Source organism: Pantoea sp. BS_8 (genome assembly GCF_041954965.1).
Lineage (GTDB): Bacteria > Pseudomonadota > Gammaproteobacteria > Enterobacterales > Enterobacteriaceae > Pantoea > Pantoea stewartii.
This window is the reverse complement of the sequence record NZ_JAVAXU010000002.1, coordinates 449,231-469,044: the sequence shown is the minus strand read 5'-3', so window position 1 is coordinate 469,044 and position 19,814 is coordinate 449,231. Positions and strand designations below refer to the sequence as shown.

The window sequence follows — 19,814 nt, the reverse complement described above, 5'->3', positions numbered from 1 at the left end:
GGCAGCAGGATGGCCTGAGTCCACAACTCAGGCGTTTTCTTTCTCCGAAATGTACGGATCAGGATAACCAAGAGCAAGCATTATCTCGGTCTCCAGACCTTCCATCTCTTCGGCTTCGCTGTCTTCAATGTGATCATAACCCAACAGATGCAGCGTACCGTGAACCACCATGTGCGCCCAGTGGGCTTCGACGCTTTTCCCTTGTTCCTGCGCTTCCTGTTCCACGACCTGACGGCAGATGATCAAATCGCCCAGCAGGGGCAATTCAATACCGGGTGGCGCTTCAAAAGGAAATGACAACACATTGGTGGGTTTATCTTTACCACGGTAGGTCAGGTTAAGCTCATGGCTTTCTTGTTCATCCACCAGACGAATAGTCACTTCGCTTTCCGGCTGAAACGGCGTCACCGCAGCTTCCAGCCAGCGCTGAAACTGGCTTTCCGTGGGGAGATTTTCTGTTTGTTCACAGGCCAGCTGCAGGTCGAGAATCACGTCGCTCATGGTTTCTCCTGAACGCTATGTTGGGCAGCAAGGGCTTCACGCTTACGCTCTTCGGCCTGCTGATCGCGACGTTTCTGATCGGCTTCTTCCCAGGCTTCATAAGCGGTCACGATGCGTGCCACGACCGGATGACGCACAACGTCTTCACTGTGAAAGAAGTTAAAGCTGATTTCTTCCACTTCAGACAGGACCTCAATCGCGTGACGTAAACCCGATTTTGTGTGGCGCGGCAGGTCGATCTGCGTGACGTCGCCGGTGATGACCGCTTTTGAGTTAAAGCCGATACGGGTCAGAAACATCTTCATCTGCTCGATAGTGGTGTTCTGGCTTTCATCAAGAATGATAAACGCGTCATTCAGCGTACGGCCGCGCATATAGGCCAGCGGCGCGACTTCGATGACGTTGCGTTCCATCAGCTTCTCGACTTTTTCAAAGCCCAGCATCTCAAACAGGGCGTCGTAAAGCGGACGCAGGTAGGGGTCCACTTTCTGGCTCAAATCGCCCGGCAGGAAGCCCAGTTTTTCACCGGCCTCGACGGCGGGGCGCGTGAGCAGGATGCGACGAATCTCCTGGCGTTCGAGCGCATCGACCGCGGCAGCGACAGCCAGGTAGGTTTTACCGGTACCCGCCGGGCCCACGCCAAAGGTGATGTCGTGGTCGAGGATATTGGCAATATACTGTGCCTGATTTGGGGTGCGCGGCTTGATGACGCCACGCTTGGTCTTGATATTGACCGCTTTACCGTAGTCGGGCACGCTTTCTGCCGTTTGTTCCAGCACCCGGCTTTCTTTTATCGCCAGATGAATCTGCTCGGGTTCGATATCCGGAATTTCGCCGCGCACGGGCGCGGTATCGACATAAAGTGTTTTCAGGATCTCGACCGCGGCATTCACGCACAGCACCCGACCAACCAGTTTAAACTGATTGTCCCGGCGGTTTATCTCAATGCCAAGACGACGCTCCAGCTGTTTTACATTGTCATCAAATGGACCGCACAGGCTCATCAGACGGCGGTTATCAGCCGGTTCAAGGGCGATTTCACGGGTTTCAATATTCAAACGAATCCTTTGGGTCACTCAGGGCCAGTTGAAAGGGATTGCGGGTGCATCAGATGTGTTAAGCGGATGCATCATAACGAAATTATTTATGCGGTCATGCCGGGGCGCAAGCTTACGAGGTGATATTTGGGCGGCACCGGCAGAAACCAAGTGCAAAACAGCAGAATGTGCGGCAGCCGACGGTGAGCTGCCGCACATAACGGAAGATCAGGGCTGGAAGACGCCAACGCCGATATCATTTTCTTTGCGGGTACGGGCGATAACGGAGGCCGGGCTTTCAACCACACGTAAGCCCATTTCCTCTTCAGTCCGCACCAGCTTGCCGCGCAAGGAGTTGGTATAGACATCGACAATTTCAACGTCGACAAACTTACCTATCATCTCTACCGGACCTTCGAAATTCACCACTCGGTTGTTTTCGGTCCGGCCGGTCAGCTCCATCACGTTTTTACGTGAAATGCCTTCTACCAGAATCCGCTGCACGCTGCCAAGCATACGGCGGCTGATCGCCATGGCCTGCTGGTTGATGCGATCCTGCAGAATATACAGACGCTGTTTTTTCTCTTCGTCGCTGACGTCGTCAGGCAAGTCTGCCGCAGGTGTGCCCGGCCGCGCTGAGTAGATAAAGCTGTAGCTCATATCAAAGTTAATATCACCAATCAGCTTCATCGTTTGCTCAAAGTCCTGCTGTGTTTCACCCGGGAAACCCACGATAAAGTCAGAACTGATCTCAATGTCAGGGCGTGCAGCGCGCAGTTTGCGAATGATAGCCTTGTACTCCAGCGCAGTGTGCGCACGCTTCATCAGCGTCAGAATCCGGTCGGCGCCGCTCTGCACAGGCAGGTGGAGGAAGCTTACCAGCTCTGGCGTATCGCGATAGACATCAATGATGTCATCGGTGAACTCAATCGGATGGCTGGTGGTGAAGCGAATACGGTCAATGCCGTCAATCGCCGCCACCAGACGCAGCAGTTCAGCAAAGGTGCACACGTCGCCGTCAAATGTTTCGCCGCGATAAGCGTTCACGTTCTGCCCTAACAGGTTCACTTCGCGTACGCCCTGCGCAGCCAACTGCGCGATCTCCAGCAGAATATCGTCTGACGGACGGCTGACTTCTTCACCGCGCGTATAAGGCACCACGCAGAACGTACAATATTTGTTGCAGCCTTCCATGATGGAGACAAACGCGGTGGGGCCTTCGGCCCGCGGTTCTGGCAGGCGGTCGAATTTTTCAATTTCCGGGAAGCTGATGTCCACAACCGGACTTTTGCTGCCGCGCACGGTATTAATCATTTCAGGCAGGCGATGCAGGGTTTGCGGACCAAAGACAATGTCCACGCAAGGCGCACGCTGGCGAATATGATCCCCTTCCTGCGACGCGACGCAGCCGCCAACACCGATGATCAAATCCGGGTTGCGCTCTTTGAGTTTTTTCCAGCGCCCCAACTGGTGGAAAACCTTCTCCTGCGCTTTCTCGCGGATTGAGCAGGTGTTGAGCAGCAGAATATCCGCCTCTTCGGCTTCCTCTGTCAGGGTATAGCCGTGCGTGCTGTTCAGCAGGTCAGACATCTTAGATGAATCGTACTCATTCATCTGACATCCCCAGGTTTTGATATGCAGTTTTTTTGTCATCGAGCTAGCCATTAAATCAGTGCAGTGAAGTGCTGGGCGCGTATTGTAATGCTTTGCTGCGGATGTGACCAGCCTGAGGGCTTTTCTGATCGTGCCTCATTTTTCCGGTACACTTTGCAGGAATACCACCGCGCTGAAAAGGGGCGGCCTAAGAGAGGGATACAAGTGATGCAGGATAACCAGTTTGATGTGGTGATTGTCGGCGGCGGCATGGTCGGAGCGGCGCTGGCCTGTGGTTTAGCGCAGCACCGCTTCCGGGTGGCGGTGATTGAGCGGGCAACCCCGCCACCTTTCGATCCCGACAGCCTGCCGGACGTGCGCATTTCCGCTGTCGGCTCCTCGTCGGTGGCGCTCCTGAAACAACTGAACGTCTGGCAACGCGTGGAGGCGATGCGCTGTGCGCCTTACCGCAAACTGGAAACCTGGGAGTGGCAGACGGCGCAGGTCAGTTTCGATGCGGAGTCGCTGGGTTTGCCTGAACTGGGTTATATGGTGGAGAACTCGGTGCTGCAACGTGCGCTGTGGGAAGAGATGACGCAGCGAGGGATCACCTTGCTGTGTCCGGCGACGATGGAGGATCTTCAGCCCTGTAATGCGGGCTGGACGCTGTCATTAAGCAATGGCACGACCGTAACCGCAAAATTAGTGGTGGGGGCAGACGGCGCAAGCTCACAGGTGCGACAGATGGCGGGTATTGGGATTCACGGCTGGAGTTACGCACAGTCCTGCTTACTGATCAGCGTCACCTGCGAGCATCCGGCTGGCGATGCGACCTGGCAGCACTTTACGCCCGACGGTCCACGTGCTTTCCTGCCGCTGTTCGGTCATCATGCCTCGCTGGTATGGTATGACGCCGCCGCCCGTATCCGACAGTTACAGGCCATGCCTGTCGCGCAGCTGGAGAAAGAGATCGCCCATCACTTTCCGGCCCGACTGGGCCGTTTTCATGTGCATGCAGCCGGTGGCTTTCCCCTGGTGCGTCGTCATGCCGCGCGTTATGTCCTGCCGGGGCTGGCGCTGGTCGGCGATGCGGCGCACACCATTAATCCTCTGGCAGGGCAGGGCGTGAATCTGGGATATCGTGACATCGATGCGTTAATGGATGTAGTAATTGCTGCGCGTGACAACGCTGAAACCTGGTCGTCGGAACGGGTGCTGTTACGTTACCAGCGCCAGCGCCGCCACGATAATCTGCTGATGCAGAGCGGGATGGATCTGTTCTATTTTACGTTTAGCAACCGCGTCGGCCCGTTAAAGCTGGTACGCAATCTGGGATTGATCGCCGCTGAGCATTCCGGCGTGCTGAAACGTCAGGTCTTGCGCTATGCGTTAGGCTTGTAAGCCTCAGCCACGCGTCGCATGGATCTGACGCGTGGTCATGAGCCGGAAGCCAGAAACAAAAAAGCCCGCTATTGCGGGCTTTTTTGCTTAATTTGGCTGGGGTGCAGGGATTCGAACCCCGGAATGCTGGTATCAGAAACCAGTGCCTTACCGCTTGGCGACACCCCAATGGTGTCAAATCAAATTGTCTAAAATGGCTGGGGTGCAGGGATTCGAACCCCGGAATGCTGGTATCAGAAACCAGTGCCTTACCGCTTGGCGACACCCCAAGAAAATGGTGGCTACGACGGGAATCGAACCTGTGACCCCAGCATTATGAGTGCTGTGCTCTAACCAGCTGAGCTACGTAGCCAAATTGTATTGCCTTTCGATGATGGCTGGGATACCTGGATTCGAACCAGGGAATGCCGGTATCAAAAACCGGTGCCTTACCGCTTGGCGATATCCCATTCGTCCACTCGCAGCCGCGAGATACATCGAAATTGGCTGGGGTACCTGGATTCGAACCAGGGAATGCCGGTATCAAAAACCGGTGCCTTACCGCTTGGCGATACCCCATCCATGCTGCCGACTCGTGAAATGGTGCGGGAGGCGAGACTTGAACTCGCACACCTTGCGGCGCCAGAACCTAAATCTGGTGCGTCTACCAATTTCGCCACTCCCGCAAAAAAAAGATGGTGGCTACGACGGGAATCGAACCTGTGACCCCAGCATTATGAGTGCTGTGCTCTAACCAGCTGAGCTACGTAGCCATCTTTTTTCGCGCAACCTTCATCGGCGTTGCGGGGCGCATTATGCGGAGTTGACTACACAGCGTCAACAAGTTTTTTGCCGTTTTTTGCCTTCAAACGCCTGTTTGTCTGGCTTATAACCAGGGTGGTGCTTTATTCGGCAATTTTTCAGTGAATACAACGGCAACTCCACAAAAAATGGGCCATTACTGGCCCATCTGTTCACTCAGTATAGCACTTATTTGTAAGCGGACTGGTGCACGCCCACGGCACGTCCTGAAGGATCGTCCATGTTTTTGAAGGCTTCATCCCACTCAATCGCTTTTGCCGACGAACAGGCAACAGACGGCCCACCTGGCACGCACTCGGCAGCACTCGGCAGTGGGAACAGTTCTTCGAAAATTTCGCGATAGAGATACGCTTCTTTCGAACCCGGCGTGTTATACGGGAAGCGGAAATGCGCCGTCGCCAGTTGCTGATCGCTAATCTGCTTAGCCGCTACTTCTTTCAGCGTGTCAATCCAGCTGTAACCTACGCCGTCAGAGAACTGCTCTTTCTGACGCCAGGCAACGCTTTCCGGCAGATAGGAAGAGAAACATTCGCGCAGAATGTGTTTTTCCATTTTACCGTTGCTGCCGCACATCTTGTCCTGTGGGTTGATACGCATGGCGACATCCAGGAATTTCTTATCCAGGAACGGCACGCGCGCTTCTACGCCCCAGGCGGACATCGCTTTGTTGGCGCGAGCACAGTCAAACATGTGCAGAGCCAGCAGCTTACGCACGTTCTCTTCATGGAATTCTTTGGCATCAGGCGCTTTATGGAAATAGAGGTAGCCACCGAAGACTTCATCTGCGCCTTCGCCTGACAGCACCATTTTAATGCCCATCGCTTTGATCTTACGCGACATCAGGTACATCGGCGTGGAGGCACGAATGGTGGTCACATCGTAGGTCTCAATGTGGTAGATCACGTCACGAATAGCATCCAGACCTTCCTGCACCGTGAAGTGGATTTCATGGTGAACCGTACCCAGGTGCTCGGCAACCAGTTTGGCTGCTTTCAGATCCGGTGAGCCTTCCAGACCGACGGCAAAAGAGTGCAGCTGTGGCCACCAGGCATCGCTTTTGTCCTGATCTTCAACGCGCTTAGCGGCAAAACGCTTGGTCACGGCTGAAATAATAGAAGAATCCAGACCGCCAGACAGCAGCACGCCATAAGGAACGTCTGACATCAGATGACTTTTTACCGACTCTTCCAGCGCATGTTTCAGGCCAGCCGCGTCAGTCACGTTGTTTTCAACGTTTTTGTATTCCATCCAGTCACGCTGCCAGTAACGACGAATTTCACCGTCAGTACTGGAAAGGTAGCTTCCCGGTGGGAATTCTTTAATGGTGCGGCAAACCGGCACCAGTGCCTTCATTTCAGACGCCACAAACAGGTTGCCGTGCTCATCGTTGCCCATATACAGCGGAATGATACCGATATGGTCGCGACCAATCAGATACGTTTGCTTCACGGTGTCGTACAGGATAAAGGCAAACATGCCCTGCAACTCGTCCAGGAAATCGACGCCTTTTTCCTGATACAGCGCCAGAATGACTTCGCAGTCCGAACCGGTCTGGAAACTATAACGATCGCTTAACTCTGCGCGCAGGGCCTGATGGTTGTAGATTTCACCGTTGACGGCCAGAACGTGAGTGTGATCGGCGTTATACAGTGGCTGTGCACCGTTGTTGACGTCGACAATTGAGAGACGTTCGTGAGCAAGGATCGCGTGGTCGTCAGCATACACACCTGACCAGTCCGGCCCACGGTGACGCATTAAGCGTGAGCTTTCCAATGCTTTTTTACGTAACTCAACGGGATCGCTTTTCAGATCCAGCACACCAAAAATAGAACACATATCTGACTCCTGAACTCACCTGCGGCGATGTAATTTTACGTTTGTCCGGCAGCCGTTCGCTGCGTGATGTATAAGAAAATGCGTTATTTCAGGTACACAATGCAAGAGGAATCGTGTTTCACTGATAAAAAGGTTGTTGAATAACCCTGGATATTGAATTTTATCTAATGAAAGTGTCTTTTTATTGATGAATCGGCAATGAAAAGTAATTTTGGGGTGTTTTTTGAACGATCTCAAGCCAGCAGAGAGGGGCAACGAAGGGGGATGCACTGCCTGAGGCGGCAGTGCGTCATAAGCTGAACGTTTAGAAGAGATCGATATCGGCCACGGAAGGGAAAATCCAGTCAGGACGGAAAGGCATCGCGTCAATATCGCTCAGGGTTGACACCCCAGACAGGACAAGAATGGTTTCCAGCCCGGCCTGAAAACCGGCCAGAATATCGGTGCGAAGGTTGTCACCCACGATCACCGTGTCCTCTGAGTGCGCCTGCATTTTATTCAGCGCGGCACGCATGATATACGGGCTGGGTTTGCCGACATAAAACGGCCTGCGACCGGAGATCTTTTCAATACCGGCACACAAGGCACCGCAGGCGGGCACGAATCCCCTGGCGTGCGTGTCGGGGTTGGTGGCAATGAAACGCGCCCCGTTTGCCACAAAGAAAGCCGCCTTATGCATCATGTCCCAGTTAAACGACCGGGTTTCGCCCACGATGACAAAGTCCGGGTTAACGTCAGTGATGGTAAAGCCCGCTTTGTAGAGTTCGTGCACCAGCGCACCCTCACCAATGACATAGGCTTTTTTGCCTTCCTGACGACGCAGAAAGTCAGCGGTCGCCATGGCTGAGGTGTAAAACACCGAATCCGGTATGTCGATGCCCGCGGAGGAGAAGCGATTGGCTAAGTCCCGCGCCGTCTGGGAAGGGTAGTTGGTCAGCACCACTAATGGCATATCTTTAGCCAGAATGCGCTGCAAAAACTCTTTTGCACCGGGCACCGCGGTATTGTCGTGCATCAGCACGCCATCAATGTCACAAATTACATTTTTAATCGTCATAAATGTGTTCCGATGCGCGCTGTCAGAAAACAGGCTGCGCTTAGTCTTCCAAAAGATGTTGCAGCAGGATGCCGTTTAACATCGCTCGTTTCGCCAGCGCAAAGGCGCCGATCGCCGAGCGATGATCGAGTTGTGAACGCACCACAGGCAGATTTTTACGAAAGGCCGCCAGTGTCTGCGTATTAATGCAACTTTCAATCGCGGGTAGCAAGACACGTTCTGCTTCGGTGATCTCGCCTGCCAGCACGATTTTTTGCGGGTTAAACAGGTTGATCGCAATCGCAATCGCCTTACCCAGATAACGCCCCACATGCTCGACAACTTCGCAGGCTAACGCATCGCCCTGATTGGCGGCCTGGCAGATATGCTGCATCTGGCACGCCGCCTGAGTCAGGATGCTCGGGTAGCCTTTATTCAGTAGCTCGCTTACACGATGTTCAATGGCGCTGTTTGCCGCAATGGTTTCAAGACAGCCAAAGTTGCCACAGTGGCAGCGTTCCCCCAGGGGATCGACCTGAATATGACCGATTTCACCGACATTGCCATTACTGCCCAAAAAAATCTGCCCGTTGGCGATAATGCCTGCGCCGGTTCCCCGATGCAGGCGCACTAATATCGAGTCGGCACAATCGCGCGTTGCGCCAAAATAGTGCTCAGCCAGCGCCAGGCTGCGAATATCATGGCCCACAAAACTGGTGACGTTAAACCGGTGCTTTAGATTAGCAACCAGCGGCCACTGATTCACATGAATATGCGGCATGTAGCGGATTACGCCATTAAGCGGATCAACGAGGCCGGGCAAAATCACGGAAATCGCGATTAGCTCGCGAATTTTCGCTTCACTCTGCTGGATAAAATGCGCAATGGCATCGAACAACGCCTGTTCGAGTGCTTCCTGCGTGCGCTGGGGCAGGGGATAATCCTGCTGAGCCAGGGATTTACCGCTTAAATCGAACAGGGTTAGCGTGGCATCATTGCGGCCAAGGCGCACACCGATGGTGTGAAAGTGGCGGGTTTCCGTCACGATAGAAATGGCGCGGCGACCGCCAGTGGACGCCTGCTGGTCCACTTCTTTAATCAAACCGCGCTCAATAAGCTGACGTGTAATTTTGGTGACACTGGCGGGAGCAAGTTGGCTTAAATCCGCAATCTGAATACGTGAAATCGGCCCTTGCTGGTCGATTAACCGGTAGACGGCCGCGCTATTCAGTTGTTTGACAAGATCGACATTTCCAATTTGAGTCTGGCCGCCAGTGGTCATTCAGTGCTTACTCGCTCAGGACGTTATCTCCATTGACTAACGTCTTAATAATTTTAAAGTCGCGTGTAAAAACCGTCAGGTTGGCGAGTTTCCCTGCCTGAATCGTACCTGACTGTTTTTCAACGCCCATTGCCTGTGCGGGATAAAGTGATGCCATGCGCAGGGCTTCATCCAACGCAATGCCCGCATGCTCAACGCAGTTTTGTACGGCTTCAATCATTGTCAGTGCTGAACCGCTTAGCGTGCCCTGCTCATCCACGCACAACCCGTTACGATAATAGATTGTTTTACCAGCAAAAATAAACTTATCGATAGCAGCGCCCGCCGGTGCTGTCGCGTCGGTGACCAACACCAGTTTGTCACCTTTGATGCGTTTAGCATTGCGGACGTTAGCGTAATGGACATGTAAACCATCTGCAATAATGCCGCAGTATACATCAGGCGCATCAAACAGCGCACCGATGAGGCCGGGCTCACGTCCGGCAAAGGCAGGCATCGCATTATAGAGGTGCGTGGCGAACGTAATGCCCGCCGCAAACCCCGCTTTTGCCTCTTCATAAGTGGCACTGGAATGTCCGGCTGAGACCACGATACCCGCTTCGCTCAGTTGGCGAATCACCGCGCTGCCCACCACTTCGGGTGCCAGCGTAACTTTGCTGATCACGTCTGCGTTGTCGCAAAGGAATTGCACCATCTGCGCATCGGGCTCACGGATCAGGGCAGGGTTATGTGTGCCCTTTTTCGCCACACTCAGCCAGGGGCCTTCCAGATGTAAGCCCAGCATAACGTGAGGATACTTCTGCAAAAAGGCGCGCATTGTTTCCACCGCGCGCACCATCAGTGCGTCACTGCTGGTAATCAGCGTAGGCAGAAAGCTGGTACAGCCCGATTTCACATTGGCGCGATGCATGGTTTCCAGCGTTTCCACGCTGATGGCGTCTATATCGTCATTAAACTGGACGCCGCCACAGCCGTTAAGCTGCAGGTCGATAAAGCCGGGCGCGATAATGGCGCCGCTTACGTCCTGCTGTTCAATGCCTGACGGCAAGGCAGTAACAGGGCAAACCCGTTCAATGCGTCCGTCAGCGATCACCACGGCATGGTGATCCAGAATTTCGTAGCCGCTGTAGATTCGGCCATTGACTAATGCGTACATCTTCTTCTCCCGGCTTACCTGCCGCTCGTGCATCTGACAGCAGGTGACGTAATAACGGTATTAAACGCCCTGCATATTTTCCGCTTCCATTTCACGGAAGTACTTCACCGTTTTAACTTTCAACTCCATGGTCGCGGGCTCGTCGCAGACCACCACGGATTTAGGATGGAGTTGCAGGCAACTGATTGTCCACATGTGGTTCACGTTTCCTTCCACGGCAGCCTGCAACGCCTGTGCTTTAACGTGACCAGTAACCAGAATCATCACTTCTTCAGCGTCCAGCAGCGTGCCCACGCCAACGGTCAGGGCATATTTCGGCACCTGATCAACATCACCGTTAAAAAAGCGTGAATTTGCCACACGTGTGTCGTGAGTCAGCGTTTTGATACGAGTGCGTGAAGATAATGACGACGCGGGTTCGTTAAAGGCGATATGGCCATCATTACCGACGCCGCCCATGAACAGGTGGATTTTGCCCAGAGACCGAATTTTATCTTCATAACGGCGACATTCTGCGTCAATATCGGGCGCATTACCATTCAGCAAATTGATGTTTTCAGGTTGAATATCAACGTGGTCAAAGAAATTACGATGCATAAAGCTGTAGTAGCTTTCCGGATGCTCTTTCGGCAGCCCGACATATTCATCCATGTTGAAGGTAATGACATGTCTGAAGCTAACCTGGCCCGCTTTATGCATATCGATCAGGTGCTTGTACGCTTCCAGAGGCGTACCGCCCGTAGGCAGTCCCAGAATAAAGGGCTTGTCAGCGCTGGGATTAAACGCATTAATACGGTTCACAATATGGCGCGCTGCCCATTTGCCGACCTGAGTGGGAGTAGATAAAGGAATCAGTCTCATGTTGCACCTCAAATGTGAGTGAAGGATTCGACGCGCAGCAAAGCCATGTTGCCGGTGAGGACAGGCGAACAGGAAGGAAACGCGCGTCTTGATATTTCGCATCATAAAATAAGTGGGCGTTCATAGCCAGTCATGTCGACGTTAAAAATCAATTTTTGGTGATTTTTGTCACAAATGGCTGCTATTAATTTGTAGAGCGAATTAATTTGTTATTACACTCCTCAGCACTGAGTGTAATGCCGTCAGAAGCGGGCTGCTGACATAACAACATTAAGCGGCAGCCATGCAATAAGTCAGTTTCAATGGGGGAAAAGGTCAATGTTAAGTTACTTACAACGTGTGGGGCGGGCCCTGATGGTGCCGGTCGCTACGCTGCCCGCAGCAGCAATTTTAATGGGAATAGGGTACTGGATCGATCCTGACAGCTGGGGTGCAGGCAATGCCTTTGCCGCGTTGTTAATTAAATCCGGTGGCGCGATCATCGAAAATATGTCGGTGCTGTTCGCCATTGGCGTTGCATACGGCATGTCAAAAGATAAAGACGGTGCGGCTGCACTGACCGGCTTTGTGGGCTTCCTGGTCGTCACTACGCTGTGTTCACCGGCTGCTGTAGCCATGATCCAGAAAATCCCGGTGGCGGACGTGCCGGCGGCGTTTGGAAAAATCAGCAACCAGTTTGTCGGTATTCTGGTAGGCGTGCTGTCAGCAGAAGTCTATAACCGTTTTAGCCATGTAGAACTGCCCAAAGCGTTCTCATTCTTTAGCGGGCGTCGGCTGGTGCCTATTCTGGTGTCCTTCCTGATGATTCTGGTGGCATTTATCCTGATGTACATTTGGCCTGTCATCTTTAATGGTCTGGTGAGCTTCGGTGAGCATATACAAAAACTGGGATCGGTTGGTGCGGGTGTTTACGCCTTCTTTAACCGTTTGCTTATTCCGGTTGGCTTACATCATGCGCTGAACTCCGTTTTCTGGTTCGACGTAGCAGGCATTAACGATATCCCTAAATTCCTCGGCGGTGCGCAGTCACTGGCAAATGGCACTGCTATCCCGGGCATCACTGGCCGCTATCAGGCGGGTTTCTTCCCAATTATGATGTTCGGTTTGCCGGGCGCGGCGCTGGCAATTTACCATTGCGCTCGCCCTGAAAACCGGGCAAAAGTGGGCGGTATCATGCTGGCGGCCGCTTTCGCAGCATTCTTTACCGGTATCACCGAACCGCTGGAATTCTCCTTTATGTTCGTGGCACCGGTACTGTATGTCATCCATGCTGTACTGACCGGCATCTCGGTCTTTATCGCTGCCAGCATGCACTGGATTGCCGGCTTTGGCTTCAGTGCGGGATTAGTGGATATGGTGCTCTCTACCCGTAATCCCCTGGCGACGCAATGGTACATGCTGATTCCGCAGGGCCTGGTGTTCTTCGTGATTTATTATCTGGTCTTCCGCTTTACCATCAAAAAATTCAACCTGATGACCCCAGGTCGTGAACTGGCGGTAGCGGGGGATGAAGCGGACGGTTATGACGTGAACGTTGATACCACTGATAATGGTGAAAGCGCCACGGAATCACTGGCACGCCGCTACATCGGCGCGGTGGGCGGTTCAGACAACCTTACCGCCATTGATGCCTGTATTACCCGTTTACGTCTGAACGTGAAAGATGCGGGCCAGGTTAACGAAGGTGTGGCAAAACGGCTGGGTGCGTCGGGTGTGATTCGCCTCAACAAGCAAAGTGTCCAGATTATCGTGGGTACCCAGGCGGAAAGTATCGCCACGGCCATGAAAAAAGTGCTGGTGAAAGGCCCGGTTGCTGGCGCAGCCAGCAGTGGCAGTGCGCCAGCCCCCGCTAACGAGGCCAAACCCCAGGCCGTCCTGAACAGTGAAAAACGCGTTATCGCAACGCTGGTGGCCCCGGTGAGCGGTGAGGTTATCGCACTGGATGCGGTGCCGGATGAGGCTTTCGCCAGTAAAGCCGTGGGTGATGGCGTGGCGATTAAGCCGAGCGACAAGCGCGTCGTTGCGCCTGTTGCCGGTACGGTGGTGAAAATTTTCAACACGAACCATGCTTTCTGTCTGGAAAGTGAAAACGGGGTAGAGATCGTCGTGCACATGGGGCTGGATACCGTGGCGCTGGACGGTCAGGGCTTTACCCGTTTAGTGGAAGAGGGTGCACAGGTCACAGCAGGCCAGCCGGTGCTGGAGATGGATCTGGACTATCTTAACGCCCATGCCCGCTCAATGATCAGTCCGGTGGTGGTGAGCAATATTGAAGACTTCGCCGGTTTAACGCTGCTGACGCAGGGCCAGGTCATCGCCGGTGAAACCCCGCTGTATGAAGTAAAAGGCTAATTCCCTGTATCCTCAACAAAAGGCAGGAAGCGATTCCTGCCTTTTTTATTTTAATCGCCCAACAAACGGTTGTTTCTCTGCAACGCTTTGTGGATCATACCCGGATATTACGTGGTATAAACCACCCATTCTATGCGTTGAGGATTTTGAGATGAGTGAGGCTGAAGCCCGCCCAACGAACTTTATTCGTCAGATTATTGACGAGGATTTGGCGAGCGGTAAGCACAGCAGTGTGCATACCCGTTTTCCGCCAGAGCCAAATGGTTATCTGCATATCGGCCATGCTAAATCAATCTGCCTGAATTTCGGTATTGCACAAGATTATCAGGGCGAGTGCAATCTGCGTTTTGACGATACCAATCCGGTCAAAGAAGATATGGAGTTCGTCGAATCCATTAAGCGTGACGTGCAGTGGCTGGGTTTTACCTGGAGCGGCGAGGTTCGTTATTCATCTGACTATTTCGACCAGCTTTATCACTATGCCGTTGAACTGATCAACAAAGGCCTGGCCTACGTTGATGAACTGACGCCAGACGAAATTCGTGAATACCGCGGTACCTTAACGGCACCGGGTAAAAACAGCCCTTACCGCGACCGCAGTGTGGAAGAGAACCTCGCGCTGTTTGAAAAAATGCGCAATGGCGAGTTCGCAGAGGGCAAAGCCTGTCTGCGCGCGAAAATCGACATGGCTTCCAGCTTTATCGTCATGCGCGATCCGGTGCTGTACCGCATCAAGTTTGCCGAGCATCATCAAACCGGCAATAAGTGGTGCATCTACCCGATGTACGATTTCACCCACTGCATTTCGGATGCGCTGGAAGGCATTACGCACTCCCTTTGCACGCTGGAATTCCAGGACAACCGCCGCCTGTATGACTGGGTGCTGGATAACATTACTATTCCTGTTCATCCGCGTCAGTATGAGTTTTCGCGCCTGAATCTGGAGTATGCGGTGATGTCAAAACGCAAACTGACGCAGCTGGTCAGCGAGAAGCATGTTGAAGGCTGGGACGATCCGCGCATGTTAACCGTGTCGGGTTTGCGTCGTCGTGGTTACACCGCGGCCTCCATTCGTGAGTTCTGCCGCCGCATTGGTATCACGAAGCAGGACAACATCGTTGAAATGGCTTCGCTGGAATCCTGTATCCGCGACGATCTCAACGAAAATGCGCCGCGGGCGATGGCGGTGCTGGATCCGGTGAAAATTGTGCTGGAAAACCTGCCTGCCGGGCACAATGAAGTGCTCAGCATGCCAAATCATCCTAACAAACCGGAAATGGGCACACGCGATGTTCCCTTTAGCCGCGAGATCTGGATCGATCGTGCCGACTTCCGCGAAGAGGCGAATAAGCACTATAAGCGCCTGGTGCTGGGTAAAGAAGTGCGTCTGCGTAATGCCTATGTCATCCGTGCGGAACGGACCGCGAAAGATGAAGAAGGCAATATCACCTGCATCTACTGCACCTGTGACGTCGATACGCTGAGCAAAGATCCTGCTGATGGCCGTAAAGTCAAAGGGGTTATCCACTGGGTCTCAGCTGAACATGCACTACCGGCAGAATTCCGTCTGTATGACCGTCTGTTCAGCGTTCCGAATCCGGGTGCGGCGGATGATTTTCTGACGACAATCAATCCGGATTCGCTGGCGATTAAACACGGCTTCGTTGAACCCGGTCTGCGTGACGCAGAAGCCAGTGCGCCTTATCAGTTCGAACGTGAAGGCTATTTCTGCGCTGACAGTGTGTATTCAACACCGTCGCAGTTAGTGTTTAACCGTACTGTTGGTCTGCGCGATACCTGGGCGAAAAACGGCGAATAATTTACGCCGCATGGTCATCAGATGATCGGTAAAGGGCGAGCAATCGCCCTTTTTTATTGGGTGGATTTTTTTTAGCGCCGACATTTGTCCTGAACCCGTTTAATTCGATTAATTTTACTTCTGTGGAATCGCTCTCAGTTTAATTTTTTTAATAACTTTCCCGGTGTGAATTATTTTTTTTCAGGTACGCTAACTCTCTGTAGTCTTTGTTTGCGGGTTAAAAAGGAAAAAAATGACAGTTTTCGCACAGGAAGCCAAACACAGCGTTGTCGTCTTACATCAACTCATTGAACATATTTTTAACCACAGCCGTGACAGTGGTGACAGCTTTCATCTGCTGCTTTCTCATTTTCATCCTGACTTCCAGATGGTCACGCCACAGGGCAAGATGCTGAACCTCAATGAGGTTGAAGAACTCTTTCGCCGCTTACAGGGCGCACGGGAAGGGATGCGCATCGCGACCAGCGAACATGTGATCCTGTCAGAGCACGCTAACGAGGTCACCATTCAGTATCGGGAAGTGCAGATGATGAATGGGGAAAATAAAAGCCGCATTTCCGTTGCGATTCTGGACTGCTCCACCTCGGTGCCCCGCTGGCGCTACCTGCAGGAAACGCTGGTGGCGTGACTGACAGGCACAAAAAAGCCGATGCAGGCATCGGCTTTTTCTTTACCGTCTGACAAACGTTACTTGTCGTGCAGTGTTTCGTCTTCGCGGCAATCGCCCAGGGCACAGTGACCATACAGGTACAGGCTGTGGTTGGTGAGCTTAATACCGTGACGGGTCGCGATATCACGCTGACGCGTTTCAATAGACTCATCACTAAATTCAATGACTTTACCGCAATCCAGACAGATCAGGTGATCGTGATGGTGCTGCTGCGTCAGCTCAAACACCGATTTACCGCCTTCAAAGTTGTGGCGGGTCACAATGCCGGCATCGTCGAACTGGTTCAGTACACGGTAAACCGTGGCCAGTCCAATCTCTTCGCCCATATCAATCAGGCGTTTATACAGATCTTCCGCGCTGACGTGATGGCATGCAGGTTCCTGAAGCACTTCCAGAATTTTGAGTCTGGGCAGGGTGACTTTCAGGCCAGCCTTCTTTAATGCGGTGTTGTTGTCAGTCATGCGGATATTGTCCTGTTACTTTGGTCACTCTTGTGGCATGTAGCCTGTATGTCGATCGACCGCCATTCTCATTTGCGTCTCATTATAGAACTGATGCGCTGAAATGAAAACCGATGCTGCCTGCGATGAAACCGTGGCGATGTTCGCGGTACAAAGCATGGAGGGCGGGCTGGCTACCATTTCGCGTTGTGTCATCTCAATTCCAGGGAAATAAGCAGATGATCGATGCGGGTATTCTACAGACTAAATGCGGAAAGTTACAAAAATGTAGCTATTATTTTTATAGGAAAAGCCATTGATGCAGTGCGGACCAGCGCCCACACTGCGCTCATGGCTATCAGGCTTCGATAATTTCTTTGAGTTGCAGTTCATCGAAGATCTGCTTAACCCACTTGTCGACGCGTTCGTTCGTCAGTTCTGGCTGGCGATCTTCATCAATCGCCAGGCCCAGGAAGTGGTTATCGTCTGCCAGACCTTTTGAGGCCTCGAAGTGGTAGCCCTCGGTTGGCCAGTGGCCCACGATAATGGCACCGTTAGGTTCGATGATGTCACGAATGGTGCCCATCGCGTCACAGAAGTACTCGGCGTAGTCTTCCTGATCGCCACAACCGAACAGCGCCACCAGCTTACCGTTGAAGTCGATCTCTTCCAGCGTCGGGAAAAAGTCATCCCAGTCGCACTGTGCTTCACCATAGTACCAGGTCGGAATACCCAGCAGCAGGATGTCAAAGGCTTCCAGATCTTCTTTAGTGCTTTTCGCGATGTCGTGAACCTCTGCAACGTCTTTGCCCAGTTGTTTCTGGATCATTTTTGCAATGTTTTCGGTGTTACCGGTATCGCTGCCAAAGAAGATGCCTACGATTGCCATGGGTAAAATAACCTCTTAAATCCTGATGATAGAATGAATGCCTGAGCATATTCAGCAAATGATAGCAGACCACGCAAAAGGGCGGAACTTGTAAAGCCGCGACATTTGTTTCTGTGTGCGGTTTACGTGCGTTAGTCCAGTTTGAGTTGCGCCAGCAGCATTTGTTCAATTAATTCACTGCGGCTGAGATTACGCTGTTCAGCCAGCGTATTAAGCGCTTCTACCGCCTGGCTGTTCATTTTGAGTTCGACACGGCGAAGCCCGCGCCCTTTGTCACGTTTCAGTTGATTGCGTTTATTGATACGCAGCTGTTCATCACGCGTAAGCGGACTGGTTTTAGGGCGACCAGGGCGACGCTCGTTAGCGAACAGATCGAGCGTCGTGCGGTCAGTGTTTTCTTTTGCCATGGCTTAGTACAACTGAATGGGCGCACACGGATCGTTCCGCTGCGCAGATTAAATTACTGGCTTTACCGTGGATACGCGCCCACGGCAAAAATTTAGCGCGCCATCATACTCCAGGCTAACCATGGACGCCAATCCTAAACTTTTACAGCCAGTTAAGCGGATTTATCGTGCAAAAAACCGGCGAATGCTGCGTAAAACAGCATCAGGTTTTTCGGCGTGGACCCAGTGACCTGCACCGCCAATCACGTGCGCCTGCGCGGCGGGAAACTGTTGCAGTATCGCATCACGGTACTGATTGTCCAGATAAGGGGAGTCACCACCGCGAATGAACAACGCCGGGTGCGGCCACGCGGGCACCGTTTCCCAACCCGTGATATACGCATAGTTGTCCCAGAGCGCTGGAACGTTAAAGCGCCATTCACCGCTACTGAACGATTTCAGGATGAACTGAATCACACCTTCTTCATTAAGATGCTGACGCATAATTTCGGCCGCCTCACTGCGCAGCGTCACGCCCGCGTCGGTGACGGCTCGGATCGCGGCAAAAATTTCGTCGTGGCGGCGCGTCTGATAGTCGACGGGCGCAATGTCGATCATCACCATCTGTTCTATCCGCTCAGGGGCCAGGGCGCTCATCGTCATGGCAATTTTACCGCCCATGGAGTGACCAATGACGGAAAGGCGCTCAATGCCCTGCGCATCAAGCGTGTCCAGCATATCCTGGGCCATAACCTGATAGGTCATCTCGTCAGCGCGCGGAGATAAGCCATGATTACGCACATCAACCTGGATAAGCGGATGGTCATCTTTCAGACCGCGCGCCAGAACGCCGAGGTTATCAAGACTGCCAAACAAACCGTGAATGAGCAGAACGGGTGTGGAATCAGCAGAAGATTGTTCAGTTTGCAGACGGGCATTCAAAATCATAGCAAAGTTCTTAAGTGTGAGACCTGCGCTTAGGTTATCATGGTTTCACCTTTTCAGGTGCGCTGCTTCCGGTGGCATTAGGACATATTCTGACTTTTGCCCCTAAACCGTTTGAATGCTATCAGCCTGTCTGAATTTAACTTTATAATCTTCATGTTAGAACCTGCACACGGCCTGAAACCCCGGTGTTTACCTCTGGATTTTCAGAAAATCGCGGGTTCTGTCGTGAGTCAAAACCGTACGGAATAAGATGAAAACGATCGAAGTTGACGAAGAGCTCTACCGTTATATTGCCAGCCACACGCAACATATTGGCGAAAGCGCATCCGATATTCTGCGCCGTATGCTGAAGTTTACTGCGGGTCAGACAGCCACCGCGACCGAAACACAGCCTGTTGCCGCCTCGCAGCCGTCTAAAACGGCACAGTCGGCAGGGAATGAGTCACGCCCTCAGGATCGTGTTCGTGCGGTGCGCGAGTTGCTGCTTTCTGATGAATATGCAGAGCAGAAGCGGGCGGTAAATCGCTTTATGCTAATCTTGTCAACGCTCTATCGTCTGGATACGGCCGCGTTTGCTGAGGCGACCACCTCCATGCAGGGCCGTACGCGCATCTATTTTGCAGGCGATGAGCACACGCTGCTGCAAAGCGGCACCCATACCAAGCCGAAGCATGTGCCCGGCACGCCGTACTGGGTCATTACGAATACCAATACCGGTCGTAAACGCAGCATGATCGAACACATTATGCTGTCGATGCAGTTCCCATCGGAACTGGCTGAGAAAGTTTGCGGCACCATTTAAACTG

17 protein-coding genes and 7 tRNA genes are annotated in these 19,814 nt (G+C 52.8%); 5 read left to right on the top strand and 19 right to left on the bottom strand.

The features are described from left to right. Positions 1-27: 27 nt before the first annotated feature. The 3 genes from ybeY to miaB all read right to left on the bottom strand — a co-directional run bounded on the left by ybeY (position 28) and on the right by miaB (position 3,191). Complete coding sequence (gene ybeY / locus RAC65_RS07640; protein ID WP_033739295.1) at positions 28-501, bottom strand: rRNA maturation RNase YbeY; 474 nt, start codon at positions 499-501, stop codon at positions 28-30. Then, positions 498-1,559, bottom strand: a complete 1,062-nt coding sequence (locus tag RAC65_RS07635) for a PhoH family protein (protein WP_033739297.1) — start codon at positions 1,557-1,559, stop codon at positions 498-500. Before RAC65_RS07635 ends, ybeY begins: the two co-directional genes overlap by 4 nt. Positions 1,560-1,766: 207 nt before the next feature. After that, positions 1,767-3,191 (bottom strand): tRNA (N6-isopentenyl adenosine(37)-C2)-methylthiotransferase MiaB, encoded by a 1,425-nt coding sequence (miaB, locus tag RAC65_RS07630; protein ID WP_033739300.1) that lies wholly within the window; start codon positions 3,189-3,191, stop codon positions 1,767-1,769. A gap of 168 nt (positions 3,192-3,359) precedes the next feature. Here miaB and ubiF point away from each other — a divergent pair, with 168 nt between their 5' ends. After that, entirely contained in the window at positions 3,360-4,532 is a 1,173-nt protein-coding gene (ubiF, locus tag RAC65_RS07625) for a 3-demethoxyubiquinol 3-hydroxylase (protein ID WP_058701106.1), read from the top strand. Positions 4,533-4,625: 93 nt separating this feature from the next. On the opposite strand, the gene RAC65_RS07620 is transcribed toward ubiF, so the two are convergent. The 12 genes from RAC65_RS07620 to nagB all read right to left on the bottom strand — a co-directional run bounded on the left by RAC65_RS07620 (position 4,626) and on the right by nagB (position 11,504). After that, positions 4,626-4,700 (bottom strand) — tRNA-Gln (locus RAC65_RS07620). Between the two features lie 26 nt (positions 4,701-4,726). Next, positions 4,727-4,801 (bottom strand) — tRNA-Gln (locus tag RAC65_RS07615). Between the two features lie 6 nt (positions 4,802-4,807). Continuing rightward, positions 4,808-4,884, bottom strand: a tRNA-Met gene (locus RAC65_RS07610). Positions 4,885-4,906: 22 nt separating this feature from the next. Continuing rightward, a tRNA-Gln gene (locus tag RAC65_RS07605) sits at positions 4,907-4,981 on the bottom strand. A 34-nt stretch (positions 4,982-5,015) separates the two neighbouring features. Then, positions 5,016-5,090: transfer RNA gene (locus RAC65_RS07600), tRNA-Gln, on the bottom strand. A 22-nt stretch (positions 5,091-5,112) separates the two neighbouring features. Continuing rightward, positions 5,113-5,197, bottom strand: a tRNA-Leu gene (locus RAC65_RS07595). A 10-nt stretch (positions 5,198-5,207) separates the two neighbouring features. Then, a tRNA-Met gene (locus RAC65_RS07590) sits at positions 5,208-5,284 on the bottom strand. Between the two features lie 217 nt (positions 5,285-5,501). Beyond that, positions 5,502-7,169 (bottom strand): asparagine synthase B, encoded by a 1,668-nt coding sequence (asnB, locus tag RAC65_RS07585; protein ID WP_006118422.1) that lies wholly within the window; start codon positions 7,167-7,169, stop codon positions 5,502-5,504. Positions 7,170-7,473: 304 nt separating this feature from the next. After that, the gene (locus RAC65_RS07580; RefSeq protein WP_033739305.1) at positions 7,474-8,226 is read right to left on the bottom strand and encodes an HAD-IIA family hydrolase; all 753 of its coding nucleotides are present in this window, start codon (positions 8,224-8,226) and stop codon (positions 7,474-7,476) included. Between the two features lie 40 nt (positions 8,227-8,266). After that, positions 8,267-9,487: an N-acetylglucosamine repressor gene (locus tag RAC65_RS07575; protein WP_033739308.1), complete on the bottom strand. Its 1,221-nt coding sequence runs from the start codon at positions 9,485-9,487 to the stop codon at positions 8,267-8,269. A 7-nt stretch (positions 9,488-9,494) separates the two neighbouring features. Continuing rightward, complete coding sequence (gene nagA / locus RAC65_RS07570) at positions 9,495-10,643, bottom strand: N-acetylglucosamine-6-phosphate deacetylase (protein ID WP_033739310.1); 1,149 nt, start codon at positions 10,641-10,643, stop codon at positions 9,495-9,497. A 60-nt stretch (positions 10,644-10,703) separates the two neighbouring features. Beyond that, positions 10,704-11,504, bottom strand: a complete 801-nt coding sequence (nagB, locus tag RAC65_RS07565; protein ID WP_039337946.1) for a glucosamine-6-phosphate deaminase — start codon at positions 11,502-11,504, stop codon at positions 10,704-10,706. Between the two features lie 318 nt (positions 11,505-11,822). Between nagB and nagE the strand changes: the two genes are divergently transcribed. From nagE to RAC65_RS07550, 3 genes are all read left to right on the top strand, one after another. Beyond that, positions 11,823-13,856, top strand: a complete 2,034-nt coding sequence (nagE, locus tag RAC65_RS07560; protein WP_058701104.1) for an N-acetylglucosamine-specific PTS transporter subunit IIBC — start codon at positions 11,823-11,825, stop codon at positions 13,854-13,856. Between the two features lie 151 nt (positions 13,857-14,007). Then, complete coding sequence (glnS, locus tag RAC65_RS07555; protein ID WP_324028724.1) at positions 14,008-15,675, top strand: glutamine--tRNA ligase; 1,668 nt, start codon at positions 14,008-14,010, stop codon at positions 15,673-15,675. Positions 15,676-15,907: 232 nt separating this feature from the next. Beyond that, positions 15,908-16,303: a hypothetical protein gene (locus tag RAC65_RS07550; protein ID WP_033739315.1), complete on the top strand. Its 396-nt coding sequence runs from the start codon at positions 15,908-15,910 to the stop codon at positions 16,301-16,303. Between the two features lie 59 nt (positions 16,304-16,362). On the opposite strand, the gene fur is transcribed toward RAC65_RS07550, so the two are convergent. From fur to ybfF, 4 genes are all read right to left on the bottom strand, one after another. Then, positions 16,363-16,806: a ferric iron uptake transcriptional regulator gene (fur, locus tag RAC65_RS07545; RefSeq protein WP_033739317.1), complete on the bottom strand. Its 444-nt coding sequence runs from the start codon at positions 16,804-16,806 to the stop codon at positions 16,363-16,365. A 337-nt stretch (positions 16,807-17,143) separates the two neighbouring features. Beyond that, entirely contained in the window at positions 17,144-17,674 is a 531-nt protein-coding gene (gene fldA / locus RAC65_RS07540; RefSeq protein ID WP_006118431.1) for a flavodoxin FldA, read from the bottom strand. A 131-nt stretch (positions 17,675-17,805) separates the two neighbouring features. After that, positions 17,806-18,081, bottom strand: coding sequence for a LexA regulated protein (ybfE, locus tag RAC65_RS07535; protein ID WP_006118432.1), 276 nt, complete (start codon positions 18,079-18,081; stop codon positions 17,806-17,808). Positions 18,082-18,243: 162 nt separating this feature from the next. Continuing rightward, complete coding sequence (ybfF, locus tag RAC65_RS07530; protein ID WP_162286297.1) at positions 18,244-19,008, bottom strand: esterase; 765 nt, start codon at positions 19,006-19,008, stop codon at positions 18,244-18,246. A gap of 250 nt (positions 19,009-19,258) precedes the next feature. On the opposite strand from ybfF, the gene seqA reads away from it, so the two are divergent. After that, a complete protein-coding gene (gene seqA / locus RAC65_RS07525; RefSeq protein ID WP_006118434.1) occupies positions 19,259-19,810 on the top strand; it encodes a replication initiation negative regulator SeqA in 552 nt (183 codons plus the stop codon). Positions 19,811-19,814: the final 4 nt, after the last annotated feature.

What these genes read in the sequence shown, in the direction of transcription:
- ybeY (WP_033739295.1), bottom strand. Translation starts at nt 501, where the DNA reads ATGAGCGACGTGATTCTCGACCTGCAGCTGGCCTGTGAACAAACAGAA.
- miaB (WP_033739300.1), bottom strand. Translation starts at nt 3,191, where the DNA reads ATGACAAAAAAACTGCATATCAAAACCTGGGGATGTCAGATGAATGAG.
- ubiF (WP_058701106.1), top strand. Translation starts at nt 3,360, where the DNA reads ATGCAGGATAACCAGTTTGATGTGGTGATTGTCGGCGGCGGCATGGTC.
- asnB (WP_006118422.1), bottom strand. Translation starts at nt 7,169, where the DNA reads ATGTGTTCTATTTTTGGTGTGCTGGATCTGAAAAGCGATCCCGTTGAG.
- RAC65_RS07580 (WP_033739305.1), bottom strand. Translation starts at nt 8,226, where the DNA reads ATGACGATTAAAAATGTAATTTGTGACATTGATGGCGTGCTGATGCAC.
- RAC65_RS07575 (WP_033739308.1), bottom strand. Translation starts at nt 9,487, where the DNA reads ATGACCACTGGCGGCCAGACTCAAATTGGAAATGTCGATCTTGTCAAA.
- nagA (WP_033739310.1), bottom strand. Translation starts at nt 10,643, where the DNA reads ATGTACGCATTAGTCAATGGCCGAATCTACAGCGGCTACGAAATTCTG.
- nagB (WP_039337946.1), bottom strand. Translation starts at nt 11,504, where the DNA reads ATGAGACTGATTCCTTTATCTACTCCCACTCAGGTCGGCAAATGGGCA.
- nagE (WP_058701104.1), top strand. Translation starts at nt 11,823, where the DNA reads ATGTTAAGTTACTTACAACGTGTGGGGCGGGCCCTGATGGTGCCGGTC.
- glnS (WP_324028724.1), top strand. Translation starts at nt 14,008, where the DNA reads ATGAGTGAGGCTGAAGCCCGCCCAACGAACTTTATTCGTCAGATTATT.
- RAC65_RS07550 (WP_033739315.1), top strand. Translation starts at nt 15,908, where the DNA reads ATGACAGTTTTCGCACAGGAAGCCAAACACAGCGTTGTCGTCTTACAT.
- fur (WP_033739317.1), bottom strand. Translation starts at nt 16,806, where the DNA reads ATGACTGACAACAACACCGCATTAAAGAAGGCTGGCCTGAAAGTCACC.
- fldA (WP_006118431.1), bottom strand. Translation starts at nt 17,674, where the DNA reads ATGGCAATCGTAGGCATCTTCTTTGGCAGCGATACCGGTAACACCGAA.
- ybfE (WP_006118432.1), bottom strand. Translation starts at nt 18,081, where the DNA reads ATGGCAAAAGAAAACACTGACCGCACGACGCTCGATCTGTTCGCTAAC.
- ybfF (WP_162286297.1), bottom strand. Translation starts at nt 19,008, where the DNA reads ATGATTTTGAATGCCCGTCTGCAAACTGAACAATCTTCTGCTGATTCC.
- seqA (WP_006118434.1), top strand. Translation starts at nt 19,259, where the DNA reads ATGAAAACGATCGAAGTTGACGAAGAGCTCTACCGTTATATTGCCAGC.